The sequence below is a fragment of the Cohnella sp. AR92 genome (assembly GCF_003990975.1).
Taxonomy (GTDB): domain Bacteria; phylum Bacillota; class Bacilli; order Paenibacillales; family Paenibacillaceae; genus Cohnella.
On sequence record NZ_RZJR01000002.1, the window covers coordinates 273404 to 297791 of the forward strand.

A 24388-nucleotide genomic window follows, 5' to 3' on the forward strand; every position below is an offset into this window, starting at 1 on the left:
TAACAGGGATGAACCGGTCGCCCGGTTCATCCTCGACTAATGCTGCTATTCGTCTATCTTCAGGACCGCCATGAAGGCTTCCTGCGGAACTTCGACGTTGCCGACCTGCTTCATGCGCTTCTTGCCTTCCTTCTGCTTCTCGAGCAGCTTGCGCTTACGCGAGATGTCGCCGCCGTAGCACTTCGCCAATACGTTCTTGCGCATCGCCTTGATCGTCTCGCGCGAGATGATCTTCTGTCCGACCGCCGCTTGAATCGGCACCTCGAACATCTGGCGGGGAATGAGATCCTTGAGCTTCTCGCAGATAATCCGTCCGCGGTTGTAGGCGCGGTCCCGGTGAACGATGAAGCTCAAGGCGTCGACCTGCTCGCCGTTCAGCAGAATGTCCATCTTCACGAGGTTGGACTGCCGGTAGCCGGAGAGCTCGTAGTCGAACGACGCGTAGCCCTTCGTGCTCGACTTCAATTGGTCGAAGAAGTCGTAGACGATCTCGGCGAGCGGAATATCGTACTTCAGCGTGACCCGGTTCGTGTCCAGGTACTGCATGTCGATGAATTCGCCGCGCTTGCCTTGGCAGAGCTCCATGATCGCTCCGACGTAATCCTTCGGCACGATGATCGAAGCCTTGACGTACGGCTCTTCGACGAAGTCCAGCTTGCTCGAATCCGGATACTCGGAAGGGTTCGAGATATCGTGCTGCTCTCCGTTCGTGAGCGTTACCTTATAGATAACGCTCGGTGCCGTCGTGATCAGCGGGATGTTGAACTCGCGTTCGATCCGCTCCTGAATGACGTCCATATGGAGCATGCCGAGGAAGCCGCAGCGGAAGCCGAAGCCGAGCGCCTGGGACGTCTCGGGCTCGAACCGCAAGGATGCGTCGTTCAGCTCCAGCTTCTCCAGAGCGTCGCGCAGGTCGTTGTAATCCGAAGAATCGATCGGATACAAGCCGCAGAACACCATCGGGTTGATCCGCTTGTAGCCGGACAGCGGCGTAGCGGTCGGATTCTTCGCGTTCGTGACGGTATCGCCCACCCGGGTGTCCTTCACGTTCTTGATCGAAGCGGTCACGTAGCCGACATCGCCCGGCCCGAGCATATCGACGGCGGTAGCCCGCGGCTTGAACGTGCCGACCTCGACCACGTCGAACGTGGCGCCCGTCGCCATGAACTTGATCGGCGTGCCGGGACGGATATGACCGTCGATGACCCGGATGTAGCAGACGACTCCCTTGTACGCGTCATAATGCGAGTCGAAGATCAGCGCCTTCAATGGCGCGTCGATATCTCCTTGAGGGGCGGGAATCTTGTGGACGACCTGCTCCAGAATCTCCTTGATCCCGATGCCGTTCTTGGCGGAAGCGAGCACCGCTTCGCTCGCGTCGAGGCCGATGACGTCCTCTACTTCTTGCTTTACCCGTTCCGGCTCCGCGCTCGGCAGGTCGATCTTGTTGATGACCGGCAGGATCTCCAGGTTGTTGTCCAGCGCCAGGTAGACGTTCGCCAGCGTCTGGGCTTCGATGCCTTGGGCGGCGTCGACGATCAGAAGAGCGCCTTCGCAGGCCGCAAGGCTTCGGGATACCTCGTACGTGAAGTCGACGTGTCCGGGCGTATCGATCAGGTGAAGCGTATACGTCTCGCCGTTATCGGCTTTGTATTGAAGCCGGACCGCCTGAAGCTTGATCGTGATGCCGCGCTCCCGTTCCAGATCCATCGAGTCCAGGATTTGATCCTGCATCTCGCGGGAGGTCAGCGTCCCCGTATATTCCAGAATGCGGTCGGCCAATGTTGATTTGCCATGGTCGATATGCGCGATAATGCAAAAATTACGAATATGGCTCTGCTTGCGTTCTGTATCTGCCATGAGTACCTCCACCGAAAACTCCATCATGTGGCTATCCAATCTATTATAGCAATGGATTCGCCGGTCATCAATCGGTGCTTCCGCATCTGCTGCCGCGTCGGCACCGGCTACGCTTCCGGAGGCGTCTCGATCCGCTGCCCTTGGATATGCCGCTTGCTCATCTTCTTGCGAAGCTTCCGGCGTTCCACCGACTCGAACACGATATCCAAATCGTATTGGTCCGGGTAGAGCTGAGCGCTGTCGATGTAAGGCTTGACGCGCTTCCGGTTGATCCGGATCTTCTGGCCGCGAACTTGGACGACCAGATGACCGCGTTCATCCGCCAGTTTGTAGACGACGCCGGAAGCGTTCAGGCTGGCGATCCAGACGACATCTCCAATCCTGAGAGTAGGTTCTTCGTTCCCCCGTTCAACATCGGCTTCCTTAACCTTGCTCTTCTTGACACGCGCCTCCCCCTCCGCAACGGAGAGATCGGCCCCTTCGAACAAGGCCTCCTCATCCGGCTTGCCTCTGCCGGACTGCAGCCTTTCCGCAATCTCGCGGGCCCGAAGGATAATGTTGTTCTCCACTCCGAGCTTCCTTGCGATGACGAACGCATAGCTGTCCCCCGCTTCCCCCATGTCGAGCCGATAAAGCGGGCGAAGCGTCTCCTCGTCGAACGCCATTCTTGCGTTGCGGAAGCCGGGCGTGACCTTGGCGAATTGCTTGATCTCGTTAAAATGAGTCGTGGCCAGCACGACGCTTCCCCGGCGATGGAGCTCTTCCAGCACCGCGATCGACAAGCCGACCCCTTCGCCCGGATCGGTCCCCGTCGCCAGCTCGTCGAGCAGAACGAGCGAAGAACGGGAAGCCGTCTTCAGGATGTCTATTAGGTTGGTCAGATGCGCCGAAAAGGTGCTGAGCGAGCGGTCCAGGTTCTGGTCGTCTCCGATATCCGCTTCGACCCGGCGGAAGACGGACAGCCTGCTGCCTTCTTCCGCCGGAACGAGCAGCCCCGTCTGGGCCATCAGGGTCAGCAGCCCGACCGTCTTCAGGGAAAGCGTCTTGCCCCCCGTATTCGGGCCGGTAATAAGCAGCGACCGATAGTCGGCTCCTACCGTCAACGTCAGCGGAACGGCATTCGCTCCGAGGAAAGGATGCCGGGCTCCTCTCAGCTCGATGATCCCTTCCTCATTCAGTTGAACGGGACGCCCGTCGATCGCCAGAGCCCACTTCGCTTTCGCGATCAACAGGTCGTAGTGGCCGACCGTCTCAATATTAATAGAAAGCTCTTGCCGGCAGCTCTCCGCCTCTTCCGTCAACGCGGCCAGAATGCGAAGCTCCTCTCGGTTCTCTTCCGAACGAAGCAGCCCGAGCTCTTGCTGCAGCACGCCGGCTTCTTCCGGCTCGACGAACACCGTCTGGCCGCTGGACGACTCGTCAAGCACCGTTCCCCGAATAAACTTGCGGTACTCCTTCTTAATCGGAAGCACGAATCTGCCGTTGCGCTGGCTGACCAGCCTCTCCTGCAGATGCGAGGAATGCTTCGTCATGATGGCCTCCAGCTTGCGATGCAGCTTGTCTTCCGCGATGCGGATCCGCTTGCGGATCTTGCCGAGCTCCGCGCTGGCCCCGTCGACGATGCGGCCGCGGTCGACGCTGGCCTCGATGGCGCGAAGCAGCTCCTTAAGCTCATACATGGAAGCCGAGTATGAAGCGACCGTAGACGCTTCATACGACTTCGACTCCATAAACTTCTTTAACTGGCCGCAGCTGCGAATGAATTGGGCGACGAAGCCCAACTGCTGTTCGGATAGAATATATCCGGTTCCGAGCAGCGCCATCGTCTCCTCCATGCCTTCCAGCGACGGCAGCGGCGGCTGCGCGCCTCTGGACAGCAGCTTTCTCGCTTCCTCTGTCTCCGCCATTCGGGCTTGGATCAGCGCCAGGTCGTCGGAAGGCTTCAGACGATCGGCAAGCTCCCTGCCGGGATAAGTCGCGATGTATTGCCTCACGGTCTCCAAAGCTCGGTGATACTCTAACTTCATTAGGGAATGCTCTCTCATGGGACGATCCTCCATCTTTTCCTCGGATTAAAAAGCAAAAAAGCCGCGGCATCGCCAGATCGGCGAAGCGCGCGGCCCTATCCGCAACCATCGGGAGATGCGCTCAAACAAGCCTCATACGGCCGTATGAAAGCGCAAAAAACCGTGTCCGAATGAGCACGGTTTCGTCCCGAACGTTGCCTTAACGGCAGGAGCGAGCTAGACCGGTTCTTCACTGGCAATCAGAACCGTCATCGCGGCATAGGAAATCAGACTGCGGGATGCAGACAAGAAATTCCTAATCGGATGAACGGTTTATCCAATTGATCAGTTCAGAACCAGTACCAACATCAAAATTGCCCCTTTAGTTAAGCAGATAAGGCTATTGTAGATATTCCCACCGCGAATGTCAATCCGCATAACGCCCGGGCATAACGCTCGGAGAGCTTTACTCCGTCGTCTTGCTGAACAGGTTCACGAGGAAGTGAATCCCGCCTCTGGAGACGCTCTGCAAGGCATCCGCGGTCTTCCCCGCCAATTGGTCGACCATCGGAGTGTGATCGAGCCTCGGAATCGCCGCCTCCGTCCCCTCTTGGCCGGCATCCGCTTTTTTCGCGTCATCCTTGCTCTCCTCATAGGAGATTCCCCGAGGCTCGTTGCCGTATCTTCCGCTCTCCGGATCGTCCCGGACGGTCCCGCTCACGGCGGAGCCGCCGTTATCGAGCGGACCGTATACCTCATGGATTCCGCTGCTCGCCAGCTCCATGCCGAACATGACGGCAAACAAAATCGCTCCCGCGACGACCAACAGCTTGATCAGATCCTTGCTCACCGCAAGCCCTCCTTTAGTTTGCCGCCTTATCGGCATGGCCGCTTACCTGAACCGCGTCCTGCTTCTCCCAATAAATCTCGGAGATGACCTTCGCCAGCGCGTCGGCCGTGCGATAGCATTCCTCCAGCGTGTTGTCCACGCCGCCGATCTCGATCAGCACGCTGTCCGGCGATACCGATTGGTTGTACTCCCCATTGACGCCGACGCCGGTCTTGCTGTTCTTGCCCAAGATCCCTCGGGAGAGCGTCGGATAATCCTTCTCCAGCGCCTCGTTAATCTTATTGGCGAATGCCTCGTTCTTCTTCCAATTCGGATTGCGCAGCCCAATGACGAAGAACACCTGCGCGTAGTCTTTGCCCTTGATCGTCGTCGTTGTCTTCCCGCGCTTCTGGTCGTCGCGATGGATATCGAAGAACATCTGCAGCCCCTTGTTAACGGCCATCGCTTCCTTCACGGTTGCTAGAGAGTATTTATAAGAAAAATTGTAATTGTAATCCTTCACGGCGGTCATGTAATCCGCTTCGGAGTGCGCGGCGCCTACTCCCAGCTTCTCCAGCTGGCTCGCGAGCCTCTCGCCGACCTTCGTGACGTTCGTCGTTCCCGATTCGGCCAGCTTGGCTCCGTCTTTGAGCTCTGGATAGTAGGATTCCCGATTGTGCGAATGATAGACAAAGACGACTTTGCGTTCGGCGGCGTTGTCCGTAACGGGGGTTTTTGTCCCTTCGTCCGGCGCTCCCGATTCGGCGGGGTTCGGGGAGGGCGTTGCCGGAGGATTCTCCTCGCTGGCAGCGGGAGCATCGGGATCGCCGCCCTCCTTCGGGTCCGATTCGACGCCCGGGGCGTCTTCTACCGCAATCTCGGGATCGTGATCGATCAGATCGTCATCGGCATGGCCTCCCGACCCCGGGCGCAGCAGCACCATTTTATCCTGGTCGATTCCCGGCATTCCCAGCTCCAGCAAGCTCTTCGGGTCGTCCGGATTCAGATCGGTCAGGAAACGGACCAGGAAGGAAGCCGTCCGCTGAGCGGAGAAAGAGGAGCCTTCTTCCTGTTTCGCCATGTGCGGCAGCTCCATGCCTAGCAGCGAGGAGAACAGATTGCTGGATAAGGAAGCCGCCAAGCCCTTCATGGACTGCACGGGGCTCGAAGCCAGAGAATTCTGGGCGATTCCGCCGAGCCCGAGGAGAAGGAAGACGATCATCGAACCGAAGCTTAGATAAAGGAAGGCTTTGCCGGTTGCAAGAATGCGGCGGGGACTGCGGCCAGGACGTTTGCGGCGGACGACGACGATTCTTCTCATGATTGCCTCCCCAGAATCCCGGTGACAGGAGTCTCTCTATCATTTCTCTTGCTAGTGAAGTGTATGAGAGAAAGCAATCTGATAGAACGGGATACGGGGACTTATGCCAAAAAACGCACCCCCTAAGCCGGATAAATCGGCTTAAGGGGTGCGCTATTCAGGTCATTCTATTCAGTCAAGCTATACGTTCGATCTTAGTAGCCCAGAGCCTTCTTGGCGTCTGCCCACTTCTTGTTCAGGCTGTCGAATGCCTTCTGAAGATCCTTGGCCGTGATCAGCTCTTGGTCGACGGAGCCGGTGCCGATCGCGATCTCAGCCTTGTTCATGATTTCGTTGTACTTAGGATCGGTAGCTTCGCTCTCGATATAAGTCGGGCTGAAGGAGTTGAACTCGGCCAGCTGAGAGCTTTCCGGAGTTTGGCTCTTCACGATCGGCATCATGCCGGAGTCTGCTTGGTAGCCGGATTCCTTCACGAAGAAATCAACCCAAGCCGTAGCCAGTTCCTTGTTCTTGCTGTCCTTGCTTACGCCGATGTAGTAGTCGCCGCCCAGCGGAGCGTTGTACTTGCCGCTGTTGTCGTAAGGAAGCGGGAAGAAGCCGATATCTTCGCTAGCCGCGCCAGCTCCGATAACCTGAGGGATAACCCAGTTGCCGAGGAAGTACATGCCGGCCTTGCCGGTTGCGACTTCGCCCTTGGACATCTCCCAGTTGTTCGTCGACAGGTCCTTCTCCACCCAGCCCTTCTCAACGAAGGTGCGAGCGATGCTGATCAGCTTGCCCCAAGGGCCGTCTACCGTGAACGGAGCGTCGCTGGACAGAAGCGTGTCGGTCCACTTCGCGTTGCCGGCTACATAAGCATAGGAGTTCTCGCCCCAGTTAGTTACAGGCCATTGTGCGCCGTAGTTCAGGTACAGAGGAGTGATGCCTGCATCCTTCAGCTTCTGAGCGTCTGCATACAGCTCATCGAGCGTCGTCGGCACTTTGTCGATGCCGGCCGCAGCGAACGCCTTCTTGTTGTACACGATCCCTTGCGTGTTGACTCCTGTCGTGATGCCGTAACGCTTGCCGCCGTTAGCCATGTAGTCCGGGAAGTATACGTCGTCGAACATCGAATCCGGAAGCGGCTCGTAGTACTTGGACAGCTCGCTAGTCGCAAGGCCGGAATCGATCAGGTTGACGTCGCCCGCTTCGCCGGTCGTCAAACGCAGCTTGATATCGGTCGCATAGTTGGTAAGGCCTTCGAACTCGACCTTCGCGTTCGGATACTTCTCTTTGAACTTAGCGGCATACTTATCCATCGTGCCGTCGTTAACAAGGTCCGTGCGGTGAGTCAGTACCTTGATCGTGCCTTTCAGGTCGGAAGCGGCTGCGCCGTCGGAAGATGCCGAAGCGGAAGCGGATGGAGATGCGGATTGGGATGCGGACGGAGATGCGGAACCACCGTTGTTATTGTTGTTGTTGCCGCAAGCCGCAAGAGCGGAAGACAGCAAAATCAGGGACATGACAGTTAAAGCACTCTTTTTCATCTTAAACTCTACCCCCAGAATGTATTGTGCGAATTCGTCGCTTTCACCCGTCAGGATGAAAGTTTGACATCGCTTACATTTCTCAATTATAAGCATTCTGATGTTACTTAACAGGCAACGGTTTTGTTTTTATTGTCATCAATTATGATAACAAACAATTAATTTTAGTTTACAACCCCCTGCAATCAAGCGAATTATCGCCTGCGCAGGGGGTTGTTAGCTGGTTTTACGATTGAATTAAAGGTAAATGGTGCAGATTGTTAGTTTAATTGCCAAACAAATCAATCAGCCTTGGCGCTTCAAGAACGCGTACTCGGGACGGTTCATGAGCTCGAGGTTGCTCGCGATCAGCTTCGAACGGGTCTCGACGCTCGCGCGGGAACGAAGGCCGTCTTCCGGCGTGTTCGTAACGTAATCGACGAGCTTGTCGACGGTCGTGGAAGCCACGTGAAGGCGAGTATCGGAAGAAGCATAATAAATATAGACTTCGCCGTTCTCGCGCGCGATCAGACCGTTGGTGAACACGACGTTCGACACGTCGCCGATTCGTTCGATTCCCTCCGGAGCGATCAGATGACCGGCAGGCGAGTGCGTGACCTTGCTCGGATCGTTCAGATCGGTCATGAACGCGTAGATGACGTAACGGAGGCCGGCCGCCGTATTGCGAACGCCGTGAGCGACATGGAGCCAACCCTTAGGCGTCTTGATCGGAGCGGCGCCTTGTCCGTTCTTGACTTCCTTGATCGTGTGGTAAACCTTCTCGTCGACGATGGATTCATGAGGCACGACAGCCGGGTTCATGCTCTCGGACAATCCCCAGCCGATGCCGCCGCCTGCGCCCGTATCGATGAAGCCGTCCTGCGGGCGAGTGTAGAACCCGTACTTGCCGTAGACGAACTCCGGATGAAGGACGACGTTGCGCTGCTGCGGGGACGGAGTCTTCAAGTCCGGGAGGCGTTCCCATGTCTTCAGGTCCTTCGTGCGAACGATCCCGCCTTGCGCGGTCGCGCTGGACGTATCGCCCTTCGGCGCGCTCGGATCCTTGCGTTCGGAGCAGAACAGGCCGTAGATATAGCCGTCCTCATGCTTGACGAGACGCATGTCGTAGACGTTGATGTCCGGGTCTTCCGTCTCCGGAAGAAGCACCGGATAGTCCCAGAAGCGGAAGCCTTCCGTCGGGGAGTCGCTCTCCGCCACGGCGAAGAAGGACTTGCGGTCGACGCCTTCCACCCGGACCATCAGGTAGAACTTGCCGTCCAGCTCGATGGCGCCCGCATTGAAAGCGGCGTTGACGCCGATTCGTTCCATCAGGTGCGGATTGGTCTCCGGGTTGAGATCATAGCGCCAGTACAGCGGCGCATGCTCGGCGGTGACGACAGGGTTCTCGTGACGATAATAGATTCCGTTGCCCGGCACGATCGCCGGATTCGGGCGGTTGATCAGTAGTTCTTGTTTCTCCGCAAGGCTCTTCAATTGCTCCATCCAGTTGCTCATCTCATTATCCCTCTTCTCTTAGAAATTAATCCGATCCAACGCTTCGAAGCAAGCGCGGCTATTATGATAAGGGCACTTCCACGCCCCGACCTTCGGCTGTTCGTCCGAGCGAACGGGCTCTCCCGTGCGCGTCACTTGCCAGTGCCACTCCCCGCCCTCGCGGTCGCTGACGAACTCGGTGATGAAGGACCAACTCTTCTTGGCGGCGTCCAGATAGATAGATTCGCCGGAGAGCTGATAGGCGTTCAGGAAGCCGACCATCGCTTCGGCTTGCGGCCACCAATCCTTCGTATCGTCCAAATGGCTGTCGCCGTCGTACTCGTTGAAGACGCCGCCGTCCTTGTCCACGCCTTGCTCCAGGGTCGCGCGCGCCATCTGCAGCGCGGCTTCCTTCACGCGTGGGAGAAGCGCCTCGTCGCCGAGCACTTCCGCCGCTTCCCAGAGCAGCCAGCTTCCCTCGATGTCGTGGCCGTACGAGACATGGGGCGCCTTGGAATGCCATTCGTCATCGAAGAAGAGCAGGAAGTGATTCGTGCCGGAATCGATGATTTTGTCCAAGTGAACTTCGATGAGCTCCTTCAGCTTCGCTCGCAAGCCTTCCGGCTTCCATACGCGATAGAGGTTGGTATAAGCCTCCAGGACGTGAAGATGCGTGTTCATCGATTTGCGTTCGTTCAAATCCTTGCCGCTGAGGGACAGCTCGCTCGTCTCGGTCCAGTCGCGCGCAAGCGCTTCGACGTACCCGAGATGAACCGGATCGTAGGCATGCTTCTCGAGCAGCTTATAGATCTCGCCGGCCCATGCCAGAGCCTCCTTGTCGCCCGTCGCGCGAACGAATTCGGCAAGGGCGTAGATGACGAAGGCTTGGCCGTAGACTTGCTTCTTGTCCGAGACGGCATGGCCCTTCACGTCGATCATCCAATAGAGGCCGCCGAACTTCTCGTCCCAGAATCTCGAGCGCAGCGTCTCGTAGGCGCGCTTCGCCATCTCCAGATAAGCTTCCTCTTTGTAGGTCCGGTAAGCGGAAGCGAACGTCCACAGAATGCGGGCATGAAGCACCAAGCCCTTATCCGCGTCTTCCAGCACCTCTCCGTTATGACGAATCTCGCCGACGAAGCCGAAGTGCTTGCGGTCGACCGTATTCTTCATCCAATAGCCAAGAATGTTGTCCTTGAGCTCGGACGTCAGCTGTTCGCGCCATTGCGCCGTAGTCAGGTCGCTCATTGTTTCCTCTCCTTACTTGCCTTGCAGGCTCAGATAATGGTCCCGAACGACGGCTGCCGCTTGCTTGCCGTACATGCAGTAATCGTCATTCGCCGCCGCGTCGGAGACGTCATACAGCTTCGCCGGCCAATCCCAGAGCATAAAGCCGCGCATCCAGTCGCGCTTGGCCGTCTCCGCGAACATGTCTTCGTAATATAGCTTCTGCGCTTCCTCGGACGGTCCGCCCGGCAGCGACCAGTCGTTCGGACGGTTCGGAGAGCCTTCGCGGCTCGGACAGCCGGCTTCCATGAAGAAGAACGGCTTGTTCCATCTCTTTACGACCTCTTCGATTCGGTCCAGCTGCTGCGGCCATTCTCCGATCGGATAGTATCCGCTCGAGGAGATGATATCAACCGCGTCCCACCAGCTAACGTAGCCTTCCTGGTATTTGTCGCAGTTATAAGTGACCAGGCCGCCGTAGATCGGGCGAACCTCGGAGATGAGCTGCCTCCATTCGGTCTCCCGCTTGTCCGTCTGTACCATCTCGCAGCCGACGCAGTACATCTCGCAGCCCTCTTCTTGGGCGATAACCGCATAGTGCTTGATGAATTCTCCGTAAGACGCGAACCATTCTCTCCAGCTCGGCTCCCCGGGAATCTCGTTATCGAAAAACCCGATATGAGCCCGCCAAGTGCCGTTCGCGCAGTTGACGACCGGCTTGAGGCATACCTTCAGCCCCAGCGACTTGGCCTTGCGAATCGCCGAACGGACTTCCTCATCCGTTACGGTCGGCTCCTCGCGAAACGGAATCGTCGTCGATTGAGGATGCTCCTGCTCGGCGGCAAGGGCGATCGCCACCCAGTTCACGCCGAGCTTCGCCATCTCCTCCATCGAATGATCGGCGGCTTCGCCCGTCCAGGTTCCGCGGACACCGGTCCAGCCCCAAGTCATTCCGCATACGGTCTCGTTCCACGTTTGCATGTGCTCACTCCTGTTCTCTGTATTCTGTAAACCTAAATAGTTGTTATTGTTATTAAATTGTTTCTTTAATTCAATAACATCTCACCTTTTGAATTGTATCACCCTAAGGAAAGAAGTCAATAACAAGGAATCCCGTTATGGCCGTTCCCGCATAAGAAAAAGCCCGAAGTTCCCGATATCGGGTATCTTCGAGCTTTGTACGTTCCATGGGCTTCCGCTGCAGGATGGGATTGCCTAACTTTTTTAGCAGCTCATTCGCCCTTCAAGCCGGACAACGTGACTCCCCTCACGAACAAATCCTGCGCCGCGAGGAAGACGATCAGGATCGGCAGTATCGTAATGACGGTTGCCGCCATCAGCGCCGGCCAGTCGGTGGAATACAGCCCCTGCATGTTCGCAAGCCCCAAAGTCAACGTCATCTTGTTCATCGAGCTTAGGAAGATGAGAGGATTCATGAAGTCGTTCCACGTTCCGAGCATGATGAAAATGCCGAGAGTCGCGAGAGCGGGCTTGGACAGGGGGACGAAAATTCGCCAGAAGATCCCGAACGGCGTGCAGCCGTCGATCTTCGCCGCTTCCTCCAGCGACACCGGGATCGTCGAGAAAAACTGCCGCAGCAGGAACGTCCCGAAAGCCGAGACGATTCCCGGAAGGATCAGCGACCAATGGGTATCCAGCAGGCCGTATTCCTTCATCAGCAGGAAGGTCGGGATCATCGTGACCTGCGCCGGAACCATGAGCGTCGCCAGATAGACTCCGAACAGCCCGTCGCGAAACTTGAAGCGGAGCCGCGCGAACACGAATCCGGCCATCGCGCTCGTCAACAGCTGCAGGACGACGACGATGACGGTAATCTTGAGGGTATTGAAGAAGAATCGGTAGAACGGGAATCTCTGCGTCATATGCTCGTAATTCGCGAACTTAAGCGATTCTCCCAGCCATTTCGGCGGATAAGTGAACACTTCGTTCATATCCTTGAGCGATGTGCTGATGGACCATAAGAAGGGAAAGAGCATTAAGAACGATCCGACGATCAGCACGATGTGCGCCGCCGGCTTCAACCAAATCCGCGGTTTCACGGTCTCTCGCCTCCTAGTAGATGCTCCATTTTCGCTGACGCCAGAACTGAATGAACGTCACGATCAGGACGATAAAGAACAGTACGTAAGCCATCGCGCTCGCATAGCCCATTCGGAAGTACTGGAACGCGTTCTGGAACACGTAATAGACGAGAACGGAGGTCGAACGCGCCGGTCCGCCTTGGGTCATCAGATAAGCCATATCGAACACCTGGAAGGAGTTGATGATGGACATGACCGTCACGAAAAAAGTAGTCGGGGACAGGAGCGGCACCGTGATGCGGGCGAACTTCGAGTACCACCGGGCTCCGTCGATATCGGCCGCCTCGTAGTAGCTCTCCGAGATGGACTGCAGCCCCGCGAGGAATAGGAGCATGTTGAAGCCGAGGCTCTTCCAGATGCTCGTTATGATGACGGCCGGCATCGCCCACTTCGGACTCGTCAGCCAGGCGGGCCCGTCGATGCCGAACCAGGATAAGGCATAGTTAAGCAAACCGAATTCCGGGTTGTAAATCCACTGCCAGATGACCGACACCGCCACCATGGAGGAGATGACCGGAATGAAGAACGCGGCCCGGTAGAAGCGGATGAACCTCAGCTTCTGGTTCAAGAACACCGCCAGAAGGAGCGAGAGGACGATGCCGATCGGCACGCTTACGAGCGTGAAGTAGAACGTGTTCCCGAGTACCTTATGGAACACCGGGTCGGACGCCAGCTCCTTGTAATTGTCGAAGCCGTTGAAGCGGAAATCGTCGGTCAGGTTCCAATCGGAGAAGCTGATCGCGAACGTGGCCAGAACAGGCGCAAGCAGGAACAGCAGGAAGCCCAGCACGTTGGGCAGAAGCATAAGGAAAGCCCAGAAGCCGTCCTTGTACGCTAATGACTTCAATGGTCTCATCGTCTCACCCCGGAAGTTGGGGCCTCGGAAGGGACGGCCGATCTTGCCCGCTTGCCTCCCGAGGCCGCCCTTGTCTATTTACTTAGGCAGATTGCTTAGGTCCTTGTTCACGGTCGTCTCGATGCTCGCGGCCGTCTCGTCCAGCGATTTGCTGCTCAGGAAGTATCCGTCCAGCGCCGCCGTCGTATCTTCTTGGATCTTCTGGCTGCTGAGCAGGGCGTAAGGATAGGTCTTGGAAGAAGTGAAGTAAGGGATCAGATCCTTGAAGCCTTCCGGATGGACGCCTTCGGTGAGCCACTTCGCGATGCCTTCGTCGGTGTACAGCGACTTGTGGTTCGGCAGCCAGAGGCCGGCCTTGACGTTCATCAGCTGATATTCCTCGGAGGACAGGAATTGAATGAGCTTCCAGGCTTCTTCCGGGTGCTTCGTGTTCGCCGAGGCCACGTGCAGGTGAGCTTGGCCGTGCGTAACCGCGTTCTTGAACTTAGGCAGCACGCCGACGCCGACCTTGAAGTTCATGTTGGCCAGCTCTTGCAGCGACCACGAGCCGTCGACGAGCATCGCGATCTTGCCGGTCTGGAGCATCTGCGTCGCGCTCATGCCGCTGTTCGTGAGCAGCTTGCCTTCCGGCGCGACGCCGTCGACCTTGCGGAGATCGGAGATCTTCTGCAGCACTTCCTTGACCTCCGGCGTATTCGCCGTCGACTTGGTCAGGTCGTCGGAGAACCAGTTGCCCCCGTTGCTCATGATCTCGGCGATCGTCATGTAGTAATTTTCCAACCCGTAAACGCCGTATTGGTCGACCTTGTCGCCGTTCTTGACCGTAAGCTTCTTGGCGACGTCGACGAATTCGTCCCACGTCCATGCCTTCGTCGGGTCGCTCGGCGGGTAGGCTACCTTGGCCTTGTCGAACAGGTCTTTGTTGTAATAGAGAACCGGGGCGACGATACAGGACTCGACGCCGTAATACTTGCCGTTCACCGTGCTGAGCTGAACCGCCGAATCGATCAGGTCGTCCGCAAGCCCGCTGGAATCCACCTTGCCCGTAATGTCGAGCAGGCTTTTGCGGGAGACGAAGTCATGATAGTAGTCGCTCTGGAGGAAGAAGACGTCCGGGGCTTCGTTGCCCAGCACGAGAGTCTGCATCTTGGCGACGTACTGCGTGCCGCCGGGAATCGTCGTGTATTCGACTTTGATATTCGGGTTCTCCCGCATGAACATGTCGAGACCCTTCTTGACGCTCTCGGTCTCCAGCGGACTGACTTCCCAGCCCATGAACTTCAGCGTCACCTGCTCCGCTTTCTTGTCTCCGCCGTTCGAGGCCGAAGACGACGAATCCGCCGGCTTGGAGCTTGACGCGTTGCTTCCGGAGCTGCCGCCATTGCTGCCGCAGGCCGAGACCAGCAAGGCCAGGCTAAGGGGAACCGCCAGTGTGGCCAACCTCTTCTGCATACCAAAGACCCTCCATTGATCGATATCGATGTCAGCGCCGAAAGCGCTTGATAAGAAGCGCTTTCATTCGCCGCAACATCACTATACCGAAACAAAGGAGGGCCGAAATTGAAGCCTTTTTGGATTCCTGGACTATTTTTGGACGAATAAACCGCTCACCTGCTTCGCGATGTCATCCAAAGCATCCTGCGCCGTCTTCTCCCCTTGCCAGACGGGAAGCAGCCCTTCCGTCACCGCCGGGTAGATGTCGGCCTGGTTGCGCAGGTAATAGCCGACTCCGGGCATGCCGTTCTCGAGCAGCTGCCTCATCATCGCGTCCTTGAACCCCGGGGGATGCGCGGCGGGATTCGCGTTTACCCATTCGGCCGCGAGTTCGGGGTCGGTATACCACTTCTTCAGCACCGGCATCCACAAGCCGTCGGCGTACAGGTTGATCGCTTTGCTCGGATCGGACAGCCACTTGTACAAGAGCCACGCCTCCTGCGGATGCTTCGAGGAGCTGAACAGCACGGTCGCCCCGCTGAGCCCGACCGTGATGCTCCTCTTCAGCTTCGGCAGGACGCCGATATCGTAGTCGACCTTGGCTTTGCCGAGGTCGAGGTTGGTCCATTGGCCGTCCACGATCATGGCGGCCAGTCCGGATTGCAGGGCGATGCTCATCGCCGGGAGGGACTTGGACTCATAGGGGGACGGAGCGACGTGATACACGTTGACGAGCTCCGCCAGCTTCTGGATCGCTTCCGCGGCTTCCGGCTCGTTCAGCGTGAAGCGGGTCCCGTCCGAGCTGACCCAATCGCCGCCGTTGCCGAAAATAAAATTGTTCAGAGGCTCCGACCACGTCTCGAACATCACGCCGTACCGCGCGATATGGTTCTTGTCGAAGCCCGGATCGAGCGCGTTCCGGCCGCTTCGGTCCAAGGTCAGCTTCCGGGCTTCATGGATGAATCGATCCCAATCCCAAGCTTCTTCCGCTCTCGCGGGCGGAGGCAATACTCCCGCTTCCTCCAGCAGATCCTTGCGGTAGTAGAGCCCGAAGCTCTCGGCCGCCGTGCTGATCCCCCACGCGAAGCCGGGGGAGGACTTGTACCAGAGGTAATCCAGGAAGTCTTCCTTCTTCAGCTCTTTGTCCCGCTCCAGCAGCTCGTAGAGATTCAGGAACTTGCCCTGCCGGGCGAACGCCTCGCCGAGCTCGGTCGTCATATACCCGATGTCGGGCTCCTCGTTGGAAGCGGACATCGCCATGATCTTCGTATTGTAGTCGGAGTTGGGCAACTGAATCGGGTCGACTGCGATCCACGGGTATTCCTTCGTGAAGCGCGCCAGCGCGTTCTCGATCGCTTTTTTCTCCTCGACCGATCCCCAGTACGTGAAGCGAAGCGTCACTCGATCCTGCTCGGCCTGCCGAGGCAGCGCTGCCGTCCGTCCGGCTTCCCATCTCCATAGGATCAGACCAAAGGCTAGTGCGACAACGGTTAGAAGGGCGATTCCTGCCCGGAATCGGTTACGCCGTCTCGCCATGTCCGGACACCTCCTTCGGGGACATAGGCGGGAGCAGGACGGTAACGGTCGTTCCCCGGTCCTTGGAGGAGCGGATGGCAATCCCGTAAGGCTCCCCGTACAGCAGCCTAATTCTTCGGTTCACGTTGGACACCCCTACATGATGCTTCCCGTTCATGATCGAATCCAGCTTGCTCTCTTCCATCCCTTGTCCATTGTCTTCAATCTGGAACAGGCGCCCATCATCCGTTCTCCGGCAGCGAATGAACAGCTTATTGCCGGAGCCGATCCGCTTAAACCCATGGACGAACGCATTCTCCACGAACGGCTGCAGGAAGAACTTGGGGACTTCATCTCCTAGTAAATCGTCTTCAATATCGTATTCCACTTGGAGCGTGCCGTCGTATCTTTTGCTCATGATCGTCACGTAACTCTGCAGATACGTCAGGTCATCGCTGAATCGGACGACGGCGGCATCGTTCTTAACCATGTACTTAAGCATGTTGGACAGGCTGATGACGATCTCGCTGATCTCTTCTTCCCCCTTCTCCAGCGACATCAAGCTGACCATATTCAGCGTGTTGTACATGAAGTGAGGATCCAATTGCAGGTTGAGCGCTTTGATCTGGGCTTCCTTCTCGCGGATCTGCGTCTCGTAATTTTCCTGAATGAGCTTGCGGATGTTCTCGTTCATGTCATTGAACTTCTTCATCAGCACCTTGAACTCATAGCTCCCGCTCTCCCGGAATCTCGTCTCGAACCGTCCTTCCCCCGTATTCACGATCGCCCGGATCATCCGCGTTATCGGCTGGGTGATGATCTGCGACAGGAACAGCGACAAAGAGATGAACAGCAGGGTGATAATCCCCGCCGAGATCGCCATGCTCTTGACGTATTGCTTGACGACCGGTCCCAGCAGCTCGCTGGGCGGAATGAGGGCGATGCTCATCCAACCGGTAATCTCCGAGCGCGAGAACGCCGCCACTTGCTTGCGGCCGCCGATCTCGAGCATCCGGACGCCGTTCTTCTGGCTCATGAGCTCGCCAAGCTGCGGCAGATCGACCTTCTCGGTCAGCTTCGAGCGATCCGTGTGGGACACGATCCGGCCTTGGCCGTCCACCACCATATAGGTGCCGCCGCTTACCGGAAGGCTGCCCTCGAACACCTTGGAGAAGAGCGTGTCCTTGAAGTTCAGAATCAGGACCGGCTTGTCCTGCAGATCCGAATAGGCTTTGAATTTGCCCTTGGAGTAGGTACCTTGAATCGTCGTCACCGCGGAGAAAAGATACCGATAATCGTAGTCCGCGCCCTGAAGATAAGAAACATGGTACATCTCGGCGAAGTCGTAAGTCGGCAGCCACTGGATCCGGCCTCCTTCCTGCCTGGCCAGACGGCTGATCTCGGTCTCGCCGAACGTGCCGATCGGGATGAAGTTCTTCGCGTGCTCGCTGTTCGCCGAAGAGGAGGTGCCGAAGACGAAGTACGAGGTCGCGACCTGCACGGAATACAAGTCCTGGGACTGGGCGAAGTACTTGTCCAGAATCCCCTTGATGCGCAGATCGGCGGCGAGCACCTCCGTCTTGTCGTCCGGGTTCAGATGGGAGAAAATCTCGTAGAAATCCGGGTCCTGCGTAAAGCCGTAGATCATCTCCCGAATGCGGGAGAACTTGGCGTCGATCAGCTCGTTGTTCTTCAGCACGATCGTATTGACGTCTTTCTTCGCCATCTCGAGCACCGTGTCCCGATTCAGGCGATAATCGCTGAAGCTTAGGATCAGGGCCGTGACGGCCAGCAGGAGGATATACGTAAGCAGCAGCTTCGTATGAAGCTTGCTGTCGGCGAATGAGCGAAGCAGCTTCTTCATCGTTCGGCGGCCTTCCCGCTCGACCGCATCTGGCGGTACGCATTCGGCGAGAAGCCGGTCATCCGCTTGAACATCCTGTTGAAGTAAGTGGAATTCCGGAAGCCGACGCGCTCCGAGATGTCCGAGATCTTATCGTCGGATCGCTCGAGCAGCCTCTCGGCCTGCCGGATTCTCAGATCGAGCAGGTAATCGGAGAAGTTGACCCCCGTCTTCTGTTTGAACAGCGTGCTGAAGTAGGACGGGTTAAAATGATACATCTGCGCGACGGCGTCCAGGGAGAGATCCTCCATGTAATGCTCCTGAAGATAGGATTGGCAGCGCAGAAGAAGCAAGCCGTTCTTGTCTTGCCTCGCTCTGGCCGAAAGCTCAAGCAGGCTCTCGATGAATTTCTTGAAGCGGGAGCGCAGCTCTTGATAACTGGCGCAGGTATCGAATTCCGCCCGAATGCTTGCGGCGTCGGACAACCGGTCGGCCTCCTCCGGCGCCAAGCGATGCAAGTCGTCCGCCACTTGGTCGGCGAGCCGGCTTAGCTGCTCGGAGAGCGAGGCCGGATCCGGATACGAGGCCGTCTCCTGCCGGTGGATTTGAAACAGCTCGTTCGCGATCGCCATCGCCTTCGCGCGCTCGATGGCGCGGACGGCCGTCGACAACGGCTCCGCCAGCTCGCGCAGCCTAGGGATTCCGCCGCTTGCGAAGGGGCGGATGTCGGTGCCCCAGACGATCGCTTCATGCTCCAGGTAGAAGCGGTGCTTCAACGCCAGAACCGAGTTCTCGTAGGCGCCGGCGAGCGAGGAACCAAGCTGCGGCTGCATGGCGCTGACGCCGAGGATGGCGTGCTCCATACCGCCGCCCCGCAGCTTCTCGAACAAGCGGCTGACGCGGCTGATCGTCTCCGAGGGGCGGGCGGCGAACGGCCGATCCAGCCAGACGAGCGAGACGATTCTTCGCTTCGACGAATCGAGGAAGCAGACCGTGTGCCCGAGCGACTTCGCGAGCAGGCTCCAGTTCTCCTTCGCTTCGAGGAGCTGCTGGTTGTCCGCGGCGTTCGTCCCGACGGTCCGGGCGGCTCCTTCTTGGGCCATTGGCACGTTCGATTGCGGAAGCTCGATGCTCATGACGAGGCCCGGACCGTCCGCGGGGACGGTCTTCATCAGCTCCCGCTTCTGGCTGTCGTCGATGGTCCCGCCGATCCAGGCATTCCAGAGCTGCTCCTGATAAACGGATTCGGAGAGGTGAAGCGTATGCTCCTTGGCGAACAGGTTCTCCAGCTTGCCGATGACCCGCTCGATATCGCCAAGGCCGATCGGCTTCACCAGGTACTCGACGACCTGAAGCTTGATGGCGCGCTGGGCATAGTCGAACTGGCCGTAGCCGCTAATCAGCACGGTCTTGATGCGGTTGCTCCGCTCCGCTATCCGCTCGATCAGCGTAAGCCCGTCGACGTCGGGCATCCGTATATCGGTCAGCACCGCGTCGACCGGCTCCCGCTTGATCAAGCCCCACGCCGATTCCGCATCCGTCGCTTCAAGCACGCGGTATTCCGGCCATCTCCTGTTAATGATGGCCGACAAAGACTTGACCTGGCGCGGCTCGTCGTCAACGATCAAAAGCGTCCTCAACTCTATCTCCCCCATCTCGGAAAGCGCTGTCAACTAATAATATAAGCGCAATTCCCTACGCTAGGGGATAACTATTTTTCGATTTCTGCACTATTTTTGGATTGTGCGGCGGCCACGTAGCGCCTCAACTCGCCCGGATGTTGCCGTACGGCACTATCTCCGCACCCCGCACCGCCTCTACTCGCCGAGATGTTGCCGTACGACACTATCCCGAGGTAACTCGGCAGCTCTTCCCTCTCTTCGGCAGGAATTAGTCTCCGATGAGACTTATTCAGCAGCGCGCCTCCTCCCGCGAAGGGAATTAGTCTCCAGCGAGTCTAACTCGGCAGCTCCTCCCTCTCTTCGGCAGGAATTAGTCTCCGATGAGACTTATTCAGCAGCGCGCCTCCCCCCGCGACCGGAATTAGTCTACACACCCCCAAAACCGCCGTTTTAAAAAGTAATATTGGTTAAGAAGCTGGTTCGGCAAGACTTCGGCGTACCCGAGTTCTTGCTGCCGCCTTACGCTTTGTTTAACAATGAGATGCTCACGACGTTTATCAAAAATCTTGGCCATGATTTGTTCAGCGGTTCGTGCTGCAATCCCGGGTATCGTATCGATCCGGTCCAGGTCATATGCCGAGCCTCTAGTTTTCCGAATAGCAACGAATCTCGTGAACGACGGCGGAAGGCGATCCGTTAATCGCCAGGAACGAGACGCGCAGCCGGTTCGTTCGCGCCTTCTTCGGAAGAACGTGCCGGACGTGCCGTTGATATTGGTCGTTTACTCGCAATGCTTCCCGCCACTTTCCTTCCTCCCAAATCTCGATTGCGTACTCCCCCGGACATTCCGGTTCACGGAAGAAAGCCGGGTACCGGTTGTAATCTTGAAGCAGATGCCCCGGGAAGGTCAGCTCGACGACGCCTACCGTTACGGGCTCGTTCCAGGCGAGCTCCAGCCACTGCTCCGACACGGGGAGTTCCGGATCGGATCGCCACATGTTCGCCGCGCGGTACGGCCGGGATGCCCCGCTTGCAGCGGAGGCGGCGGAATAGACGGACTGAGCGGGCTCGACGCGGAATGCGAAGGAGCGTCCGTCATCCCGGCTGCGCAGCTTTCCAGAATCGATCTCGTAAGCCGAAGGCTGGCCGGGCGCGAGCCGCTCGGACAGATGCCAACGGACCGACGACGACGAGGTTAAGTCCAACCGTACGTATCCTTCCGTCCGGCGTTCGTCTGCGGACACGTCGACCGGCCATTCGATCCAACCGGTATAGCCTGGCGGGACGATGAATTCCCCCCGGCGCAAAGGCGGTAAATCCTTCGGAGTCCGGTAATCCCAAATGTGGCCGACGGGCACCAGCTCCGCCATTACCGTCCATTCGATCCCCGAATCGTTCGACAAATAGACCTTTAATGAGCGAAGCTCTCCCTTCGTGGCGATCCATTGGCTCCTGCGCACGTGAAGAGAAACGGATTCGCTTCCGTCCGGTTCGCCCGATCCGTCCGACAACTGCTCGCTGCTCGCGGATAGGACGGCCTTCCTCGCCAAGTCCTTCTCGTCCCGATGCTCCACGTTCGGCAGGAAGCAGCCATCCCGCAGCAGAAGCTGCTGCACTTCGCCGATCGCGAGTTCCGGCACGTCCGGTACGGCGATCCCCCTTCTGAGGGCGACGGCCGCGGCGGTTCCCGCCGCTTGCCCCATGAGCGCGGTCGTCGCCATGACGCGAACCGTGCCGAGAGCCGCATGGGTGACGCTGACGTTGCGACCCGCCATCAGCAGGTTATCGATATCCTTGGCGATCAGAATACGCAGAGGAATGCCGTACGGCCCGCAGATCTCGCTCGCCCCGGGCAGCTCGCTCGTCGGAGCCAGCAGACCGCCCGCGACGTGCAAGTCGACGTACCAGCCGCCGAAGGCGACCTCGTCTGGGAATACGGTGCCTCGCAGCGGATCGTGCTCCGTCATGAGGTAACGGCCCACAATCCGACGGCTCTCCCGCTTGCCCGGCACTTGCCCGATCCAATCGAGCGCGTACGTGGAAGCGAGCTTCTTCGTATTCGGGTCTTTGTTCTTGATCCAATCCCAGATGCCGAACACATGCCTAGTCAGCTCGTGGCGAATAAGCTCTGCGTCGCGGATCGTGTCCCATGGGGCGCTCAGCTCGATCCACCAGTAACCGGCCCGAATATCGTAAGGCTTTCGGTTATGGGCATAAAAAAAAGCGGGATCGTCGTAGACCGCCGCCCATTCGGGCGCCCGATACGGCACGGGACGTCCCGTGTCCTTAGCGCGGAAATGAATCGTGCTTCCCATTGTCTCGCCGCTTGCCCGTTCCGGCGCGTGCGGCTCCCCGAACTCGTGCCTGCTCTCGGTTCCCATTCGCCATTCGTTGCCGGCGAGAGCGGCCACGATCCCGTCTCCCGTGCAATCGACGAACGTCTTCGCCCAGAATTCGAGCTCGGTCTCCGCTGCCCCGACCCGCCCGACGACGGCTTCGATCGTTCTTCCGGACGCGTCCATCTTAACGGAGAAGATCGTCGTGTTTAGGTACAGGCTGAGCCCTGGCGTCCGAACGGCCAGAGAGTACAGCGTCAAATCCCACAGGCTGTTCGTCCAGCCATTGTTGACGAACTGCTCGTGGTTGATCGCCCGATCCTCCGCCATCGCTTCGCTCAGAATGCCGGTCTCCCGGGCATACGCGTGGAAGCGCGCCGCCCCGTGGGGCGTCACCCTTACCTCGGAGGAGCTGTTCCCTCCGAGCACCGGCCGATCGTGGACAAGCGCCGTCCTCGCCCCGTGCCGGGCGGCCGCCACCGCGGCGCACAGACCGGCCAGTCCGCCGCCGCAGACGACCAGGTCGTATTCCAATCGTTCCTTCCTCATCTCGCTTCTTCCCCTTCTTCCCGACGGCCGAACCGGCTCTCTCGCCGAAGAACGGCTTCGGCCAGCTCGACCGATTGAACCGCCGAAGCGGCGTCGTGCTCCGGCCTCGTTCCCGCTCTCAGATGATCCAAGAATGATGCGTTCTCCGCGTAGAACCCGTTCACTATGTCGTCCTCCGCACCGTCCTCGTCGCCGAGCCATCTCTCGATCCGCTCGTTGCCGCGATACCGCTCCGCTTCCCCCGGCGAATCTCCCGATGTCCAGAAAGGCAGCCGCGCGAGCAGAGTCTCGTCCTCCGACATCAGAACGGCTCTCTCCATGACGGCTCCCGATACCGGAAAATAATTCAGGGCGAACGTTACGCCCCCTTCAAGCTCGCCAGCCAGAGACACGTTCACGACGTTGCCGCCAAGATGCGCAAGCGGTCGATAGGCGATGCGGACAGTGCGATAATCGGAGCCTGCCCAATATCGGATCGCGTCGATGCCGTGGATTAACGTAACGGACGCATCTTCCGAATCGGTTCGGCCGACCCGGTATATATCGTACTGAACATGGTGCAGACCACCCTCTCGGCGCCGCGCGCCCGACCACTCGCGAACCCGACGGGACAGCGGCATGAAGCGCCGGTTAAAGGCGACCTGGTTCGGAACGCTGCTTCCGTCCTCTCGCGAAGCGGCGCGGACGATGCCGAGCGTCTCCGTCCGCGACAAGCCGGGCGGCTTCTCCATCAGCACCGGGTATCCGCGCTCGAGGAGACCGATGGCAACCTTTGCGACCAGAGGAGCCGGGACGGCCAGAACGATCGCATCCGGCTGCTCCCGACGCAGCGCTTCCTCCAGGTCTCCATACGAGCGCCGGAAGCCGAACCGCTCCGCGAAGAGACCCGCTATTCCGGCGTCAAGGTCCGCGCAGGCGGCGAGCTCGACGTCGAGATGGGCGGCGGCGTATCGCCTGAGCGCGGGCCCATGGCCGCGGCGGGAGATGCCTCCGCACCCGACGAGCAGAACGCGCAGGCTCATGGCGCCGCACCACCCGTCTTCGCGAGCAAGCCGCTCAGCACGGGAAGCTCCCGCGGCAAGTGGACGTCCGCCGGCTCCCAGCCGTACCATTCGCCGCTTAGATAACCCTCGTAGGCGCCTGCGCGAAGCAGGTCGAGGATGCGGGAGTGGTCGACGACGCCCAAACCGATCGGGCGATAGTCCGGGTGGCGTCCCGAACCGTTGGACTCCGGCGCTCCCGGCGATCGGGGAGCCCCGTCATGCACGTGAACGTGCCGGATCCACGGTGCCAGAGCGGCGTATGCCGCATCGGGCGAAGCCCCGCCCTCCAGCTGCGTATGCAAGACATCCCATAGTACTCCGACATGGTCGTCGCTAATGGCCTCCAGAACGCCGGCCATCACGCGCGGATCCGACCAGTCGTCATGCGTCTCGAGCAGCAGAACGACGCCTGACCTTCGGGCGGACGGCGCGAGCGACCGCAGCGAATCGACGACGGAACGCTTCGATTCCGCCAAGCTTCCGCCGGGCGGTATTCGTCCGCAGAAGACGCGAACGCAGGGAATGCCGAGATCCTCGGCCAACCGGACGTAAGCTTCCGTCTCGGCGACATGCGTCTCCGCGTCGGCCGCGTCGGAGAAGCGGCAGGAAACGCTTAGGCAGCGCAGGGCGACTCCCGCCCGATCCGCCTGCTTCTTAAGTTGCTTTCTCCGTTCGAAGCCCGCGGCCAATTCGGCGCCATGGCCGTGGCCGATTCCGGCACGAAGTTCCAGTCCTTCGCAGCCGTAGCGGCGGGCGGCGACGAGAAGCTCTTCCAGCGTCCATTCGGGAGCGGATGCGGAATGCAGGGCGATTTTCATAACGAGGAACCTCCTTCAAGTAATCGTCTCC

17 protein-coding genes are annotated in these 24388 nt (G+C 58.7%); all 17 read right to left on the reverse strand.

Annotated elements, in window-relative coordinates; genetic code table 11:
- Positions 1-45: 45 nt before the first annotated feature.
- The 17 genes from lepA to ELR57_RS03725 all read right to left on the reverse strand — a co-directional run bounded on the left by lepA (position 46) and on the right by ELR57_RS03725 (position 24357).
- Positions 46-1860: a translation elongation factor 4 gene (lepA, locus tag ELR57_RS03645; RefSeq protein WP_126957358.1), complete on the reverse strand. Its 1815-nt coding sequence runs from the start codon at positions 1858-1860 to the stop codon at positions 46-48.
- 107 nt (positions 1861-1967) lie between these two features.
- Complete coding sequence (locus ELR57_RS03650) at positions 1968-3905, reverse strand: endonuclease MutS2 (RefSeq protein ID WP_126957360.1); 1938 nt, start codon at positions 3903-3905, stop codon at positions 1968-1970.
- 427 nt (positions 3906-4332) lie between these two features.
- Positions 4333-4716 carry a DUF3679 domain-containing protein gene (locus tag ELR57_RS03655; RefSeq protein ID WP_126957362.1) on the reverse strand — a complete coding sequence of 128 codons (384 nt, stop codon included), beginning with the start codon at positions 4714-4716 and terminating at the stop codon, positions 4333-4335.
- Positions 4717-4729: 13 nt separating this feature from the next.
- Positions 4730-6016: a stage II sporulation protein P gene (gene spoIIP, locus ELR57_RS03660; protein ID WP_126957364.1), complete on the reverse strand. Its 1287-nt coding sequence runs from the start codon at positions 6014-6016 to the stop codon at positions 4730-4732.
- 194 nt (positions 6017-6210) lie between these two features.
- Positions 6211-7518: an ABC transporter substrate-binding protein gene (locus ELR57_RS03665; protein ID WP_238162389.1), complete on the reverse strand. Its 1308-nt coding sequence runs from the start codon at positions 7516-7518 to the stop codon at positions 6211-6213.
- 309 nt (positions 7519-7827) lie between these two features.
- Complete coding sequence (locus tag ELR57_RS03670; RefSeq protein WP_126957368.1) at positions 7828-9036, reverse strand: glycoside hydrolase family 130 protein; 1209 nt, start codon at positions 9034-9036, stop codon at positions 7828-7830.
- Between the two features lie 18 nt (positions 9037-9054).
- Positions 9055-10260: an AGE family epimerase/isomerase gene (locus ELR57_RS03675; RefSeq protein ID WP_126957370.1), complete on the reverse strand. Its 1206-nt coding sequence runs from the start codon at positions 10258-10260 to the stop codon at positions 9055-9057.
- Positions 10261-10272: 12 nt separating this feature from the next.
- Entirely contained in the window at positions 10273-11220 is a 948-nt protein-coding gene (locus ELR57_RS03680; RefSeq protein WP_126957372.1) for a glycoside hydrolase family 113, read from the reverse strand.
- A gap of 251 nt (positions 11221-11471) precedes the next feature.
- Complete coding sequence (locus tag ELR57_RS03685) at positions 11472-12299, reverse strand: carbohydrate ABC transporter permease (protein ID WP_238162390.1); 828 nt, start codon at positions 12297-12299, stop codon at positions 11472-11474.
- A gap of 13 nt (positions 12300-12312) precedes the next feature.
- The gene (locus tag ELR57_RS03690; protein WP_126957374.1) at positions 12313-13197 is read right to left on the reverse strand and encodes a carbohydrate ABC transporter permease; all 885 of its coding nucleotides are present in this window, start codon (positions 13195-13197) and stop codon (positions 12313-12315) included.
- A 78-nt stretch (positions 13198-13275) separates the two neighbouring features.
- A complete protein-coding gene (locus tag ELR57_RS03695; RefSeq protein ID WP_126957376.1) occupies positions 13276-14649 on the reverse strand; it encodes an ABC transporter substrate-binding protein in 1374 nt (457 codons plus the stop codon).
- Positions 14650-14781: 132 nt separating this feature from the next.
- Positions 14782-16167: an ABC transporter substrate-binding protein gene (locus ELR57_RS03700; protein WP_126957378.1), complete on the reverse strand. Its 1386-nt coding sequence runs from the start codon at positions 16165-16167 to the stop codon at positions 14782-14784.
- The gene (locus ELR57_RS03705) at positions 16151-18010 is read right to left on the reverse strand and encodes a sensor histidine kinase (RefSeq protein ID WP_126957380.1); all 1860 of its coding nucleotides are present in this window, start codon (positions 18008-18010) and stop codon (positions 16151-16153) included. Before ELR57_RS03705 ends, ELR57_RS03700 begins: the two co-directional genes overlap by 17 nt.
- Positions 18007-19629, reverse strand: a complete 1623-nt coding sequence (locus tag ELR57_RS03710; RefSeq protein WP_158629921.1) for a response regulator — start codon at positions 19627-19629, stop codon at positions 18007-18009. The genes ELR57_RS03705 and ELR57_RS03710 overlap by 4 nt, the downstream gene beginning before the upstream one ends.
- A gap of 626 nt (positions 19630-20255) precedes the next feature.
- The gene (locus ELR57_RS03715) at positions 20256-22496 is read right to left on the reverse strand and encodes an FAD-dependent oxidoreductase (RefSeq protein WP_126957384.1); all 2241 of its coding nucleotides are present in this window, start codon (positions 22494-22496) and stop codon (positions 20256-20258) included.
- Complete coding sequence (locus tag ELR57_RS03720) at positions 22493-23518, reverse strand: Gfo/Idh/MocA family protein (protein WP_158629922.1); 1026 nt, start codon at positions 23516-23518, stop codon at positions 22493-22495. Before ELR57_RS03720 ends, ELR57_RS03715 begins: the two co-directional genes overlap by 4 nt.
- The gene (locus ELR57_RS03725) at positions 23515-24357 is read right to left on the reverse strand and encodes a sugar phosphate isomerase/epimerase family protein (protein WP_126957388.1); all 843 of its coding nucleotides are present in this window, start codon (positions 24355-24357) and stop codon (positions 23515-23517) included. Before ELR57_RS03725 ends, ELR57_RS03720 begins: the two co-directional genes overlap by 4 nt.
- Positions 24358-24388 lie beyond the last annotated feature (31 nt).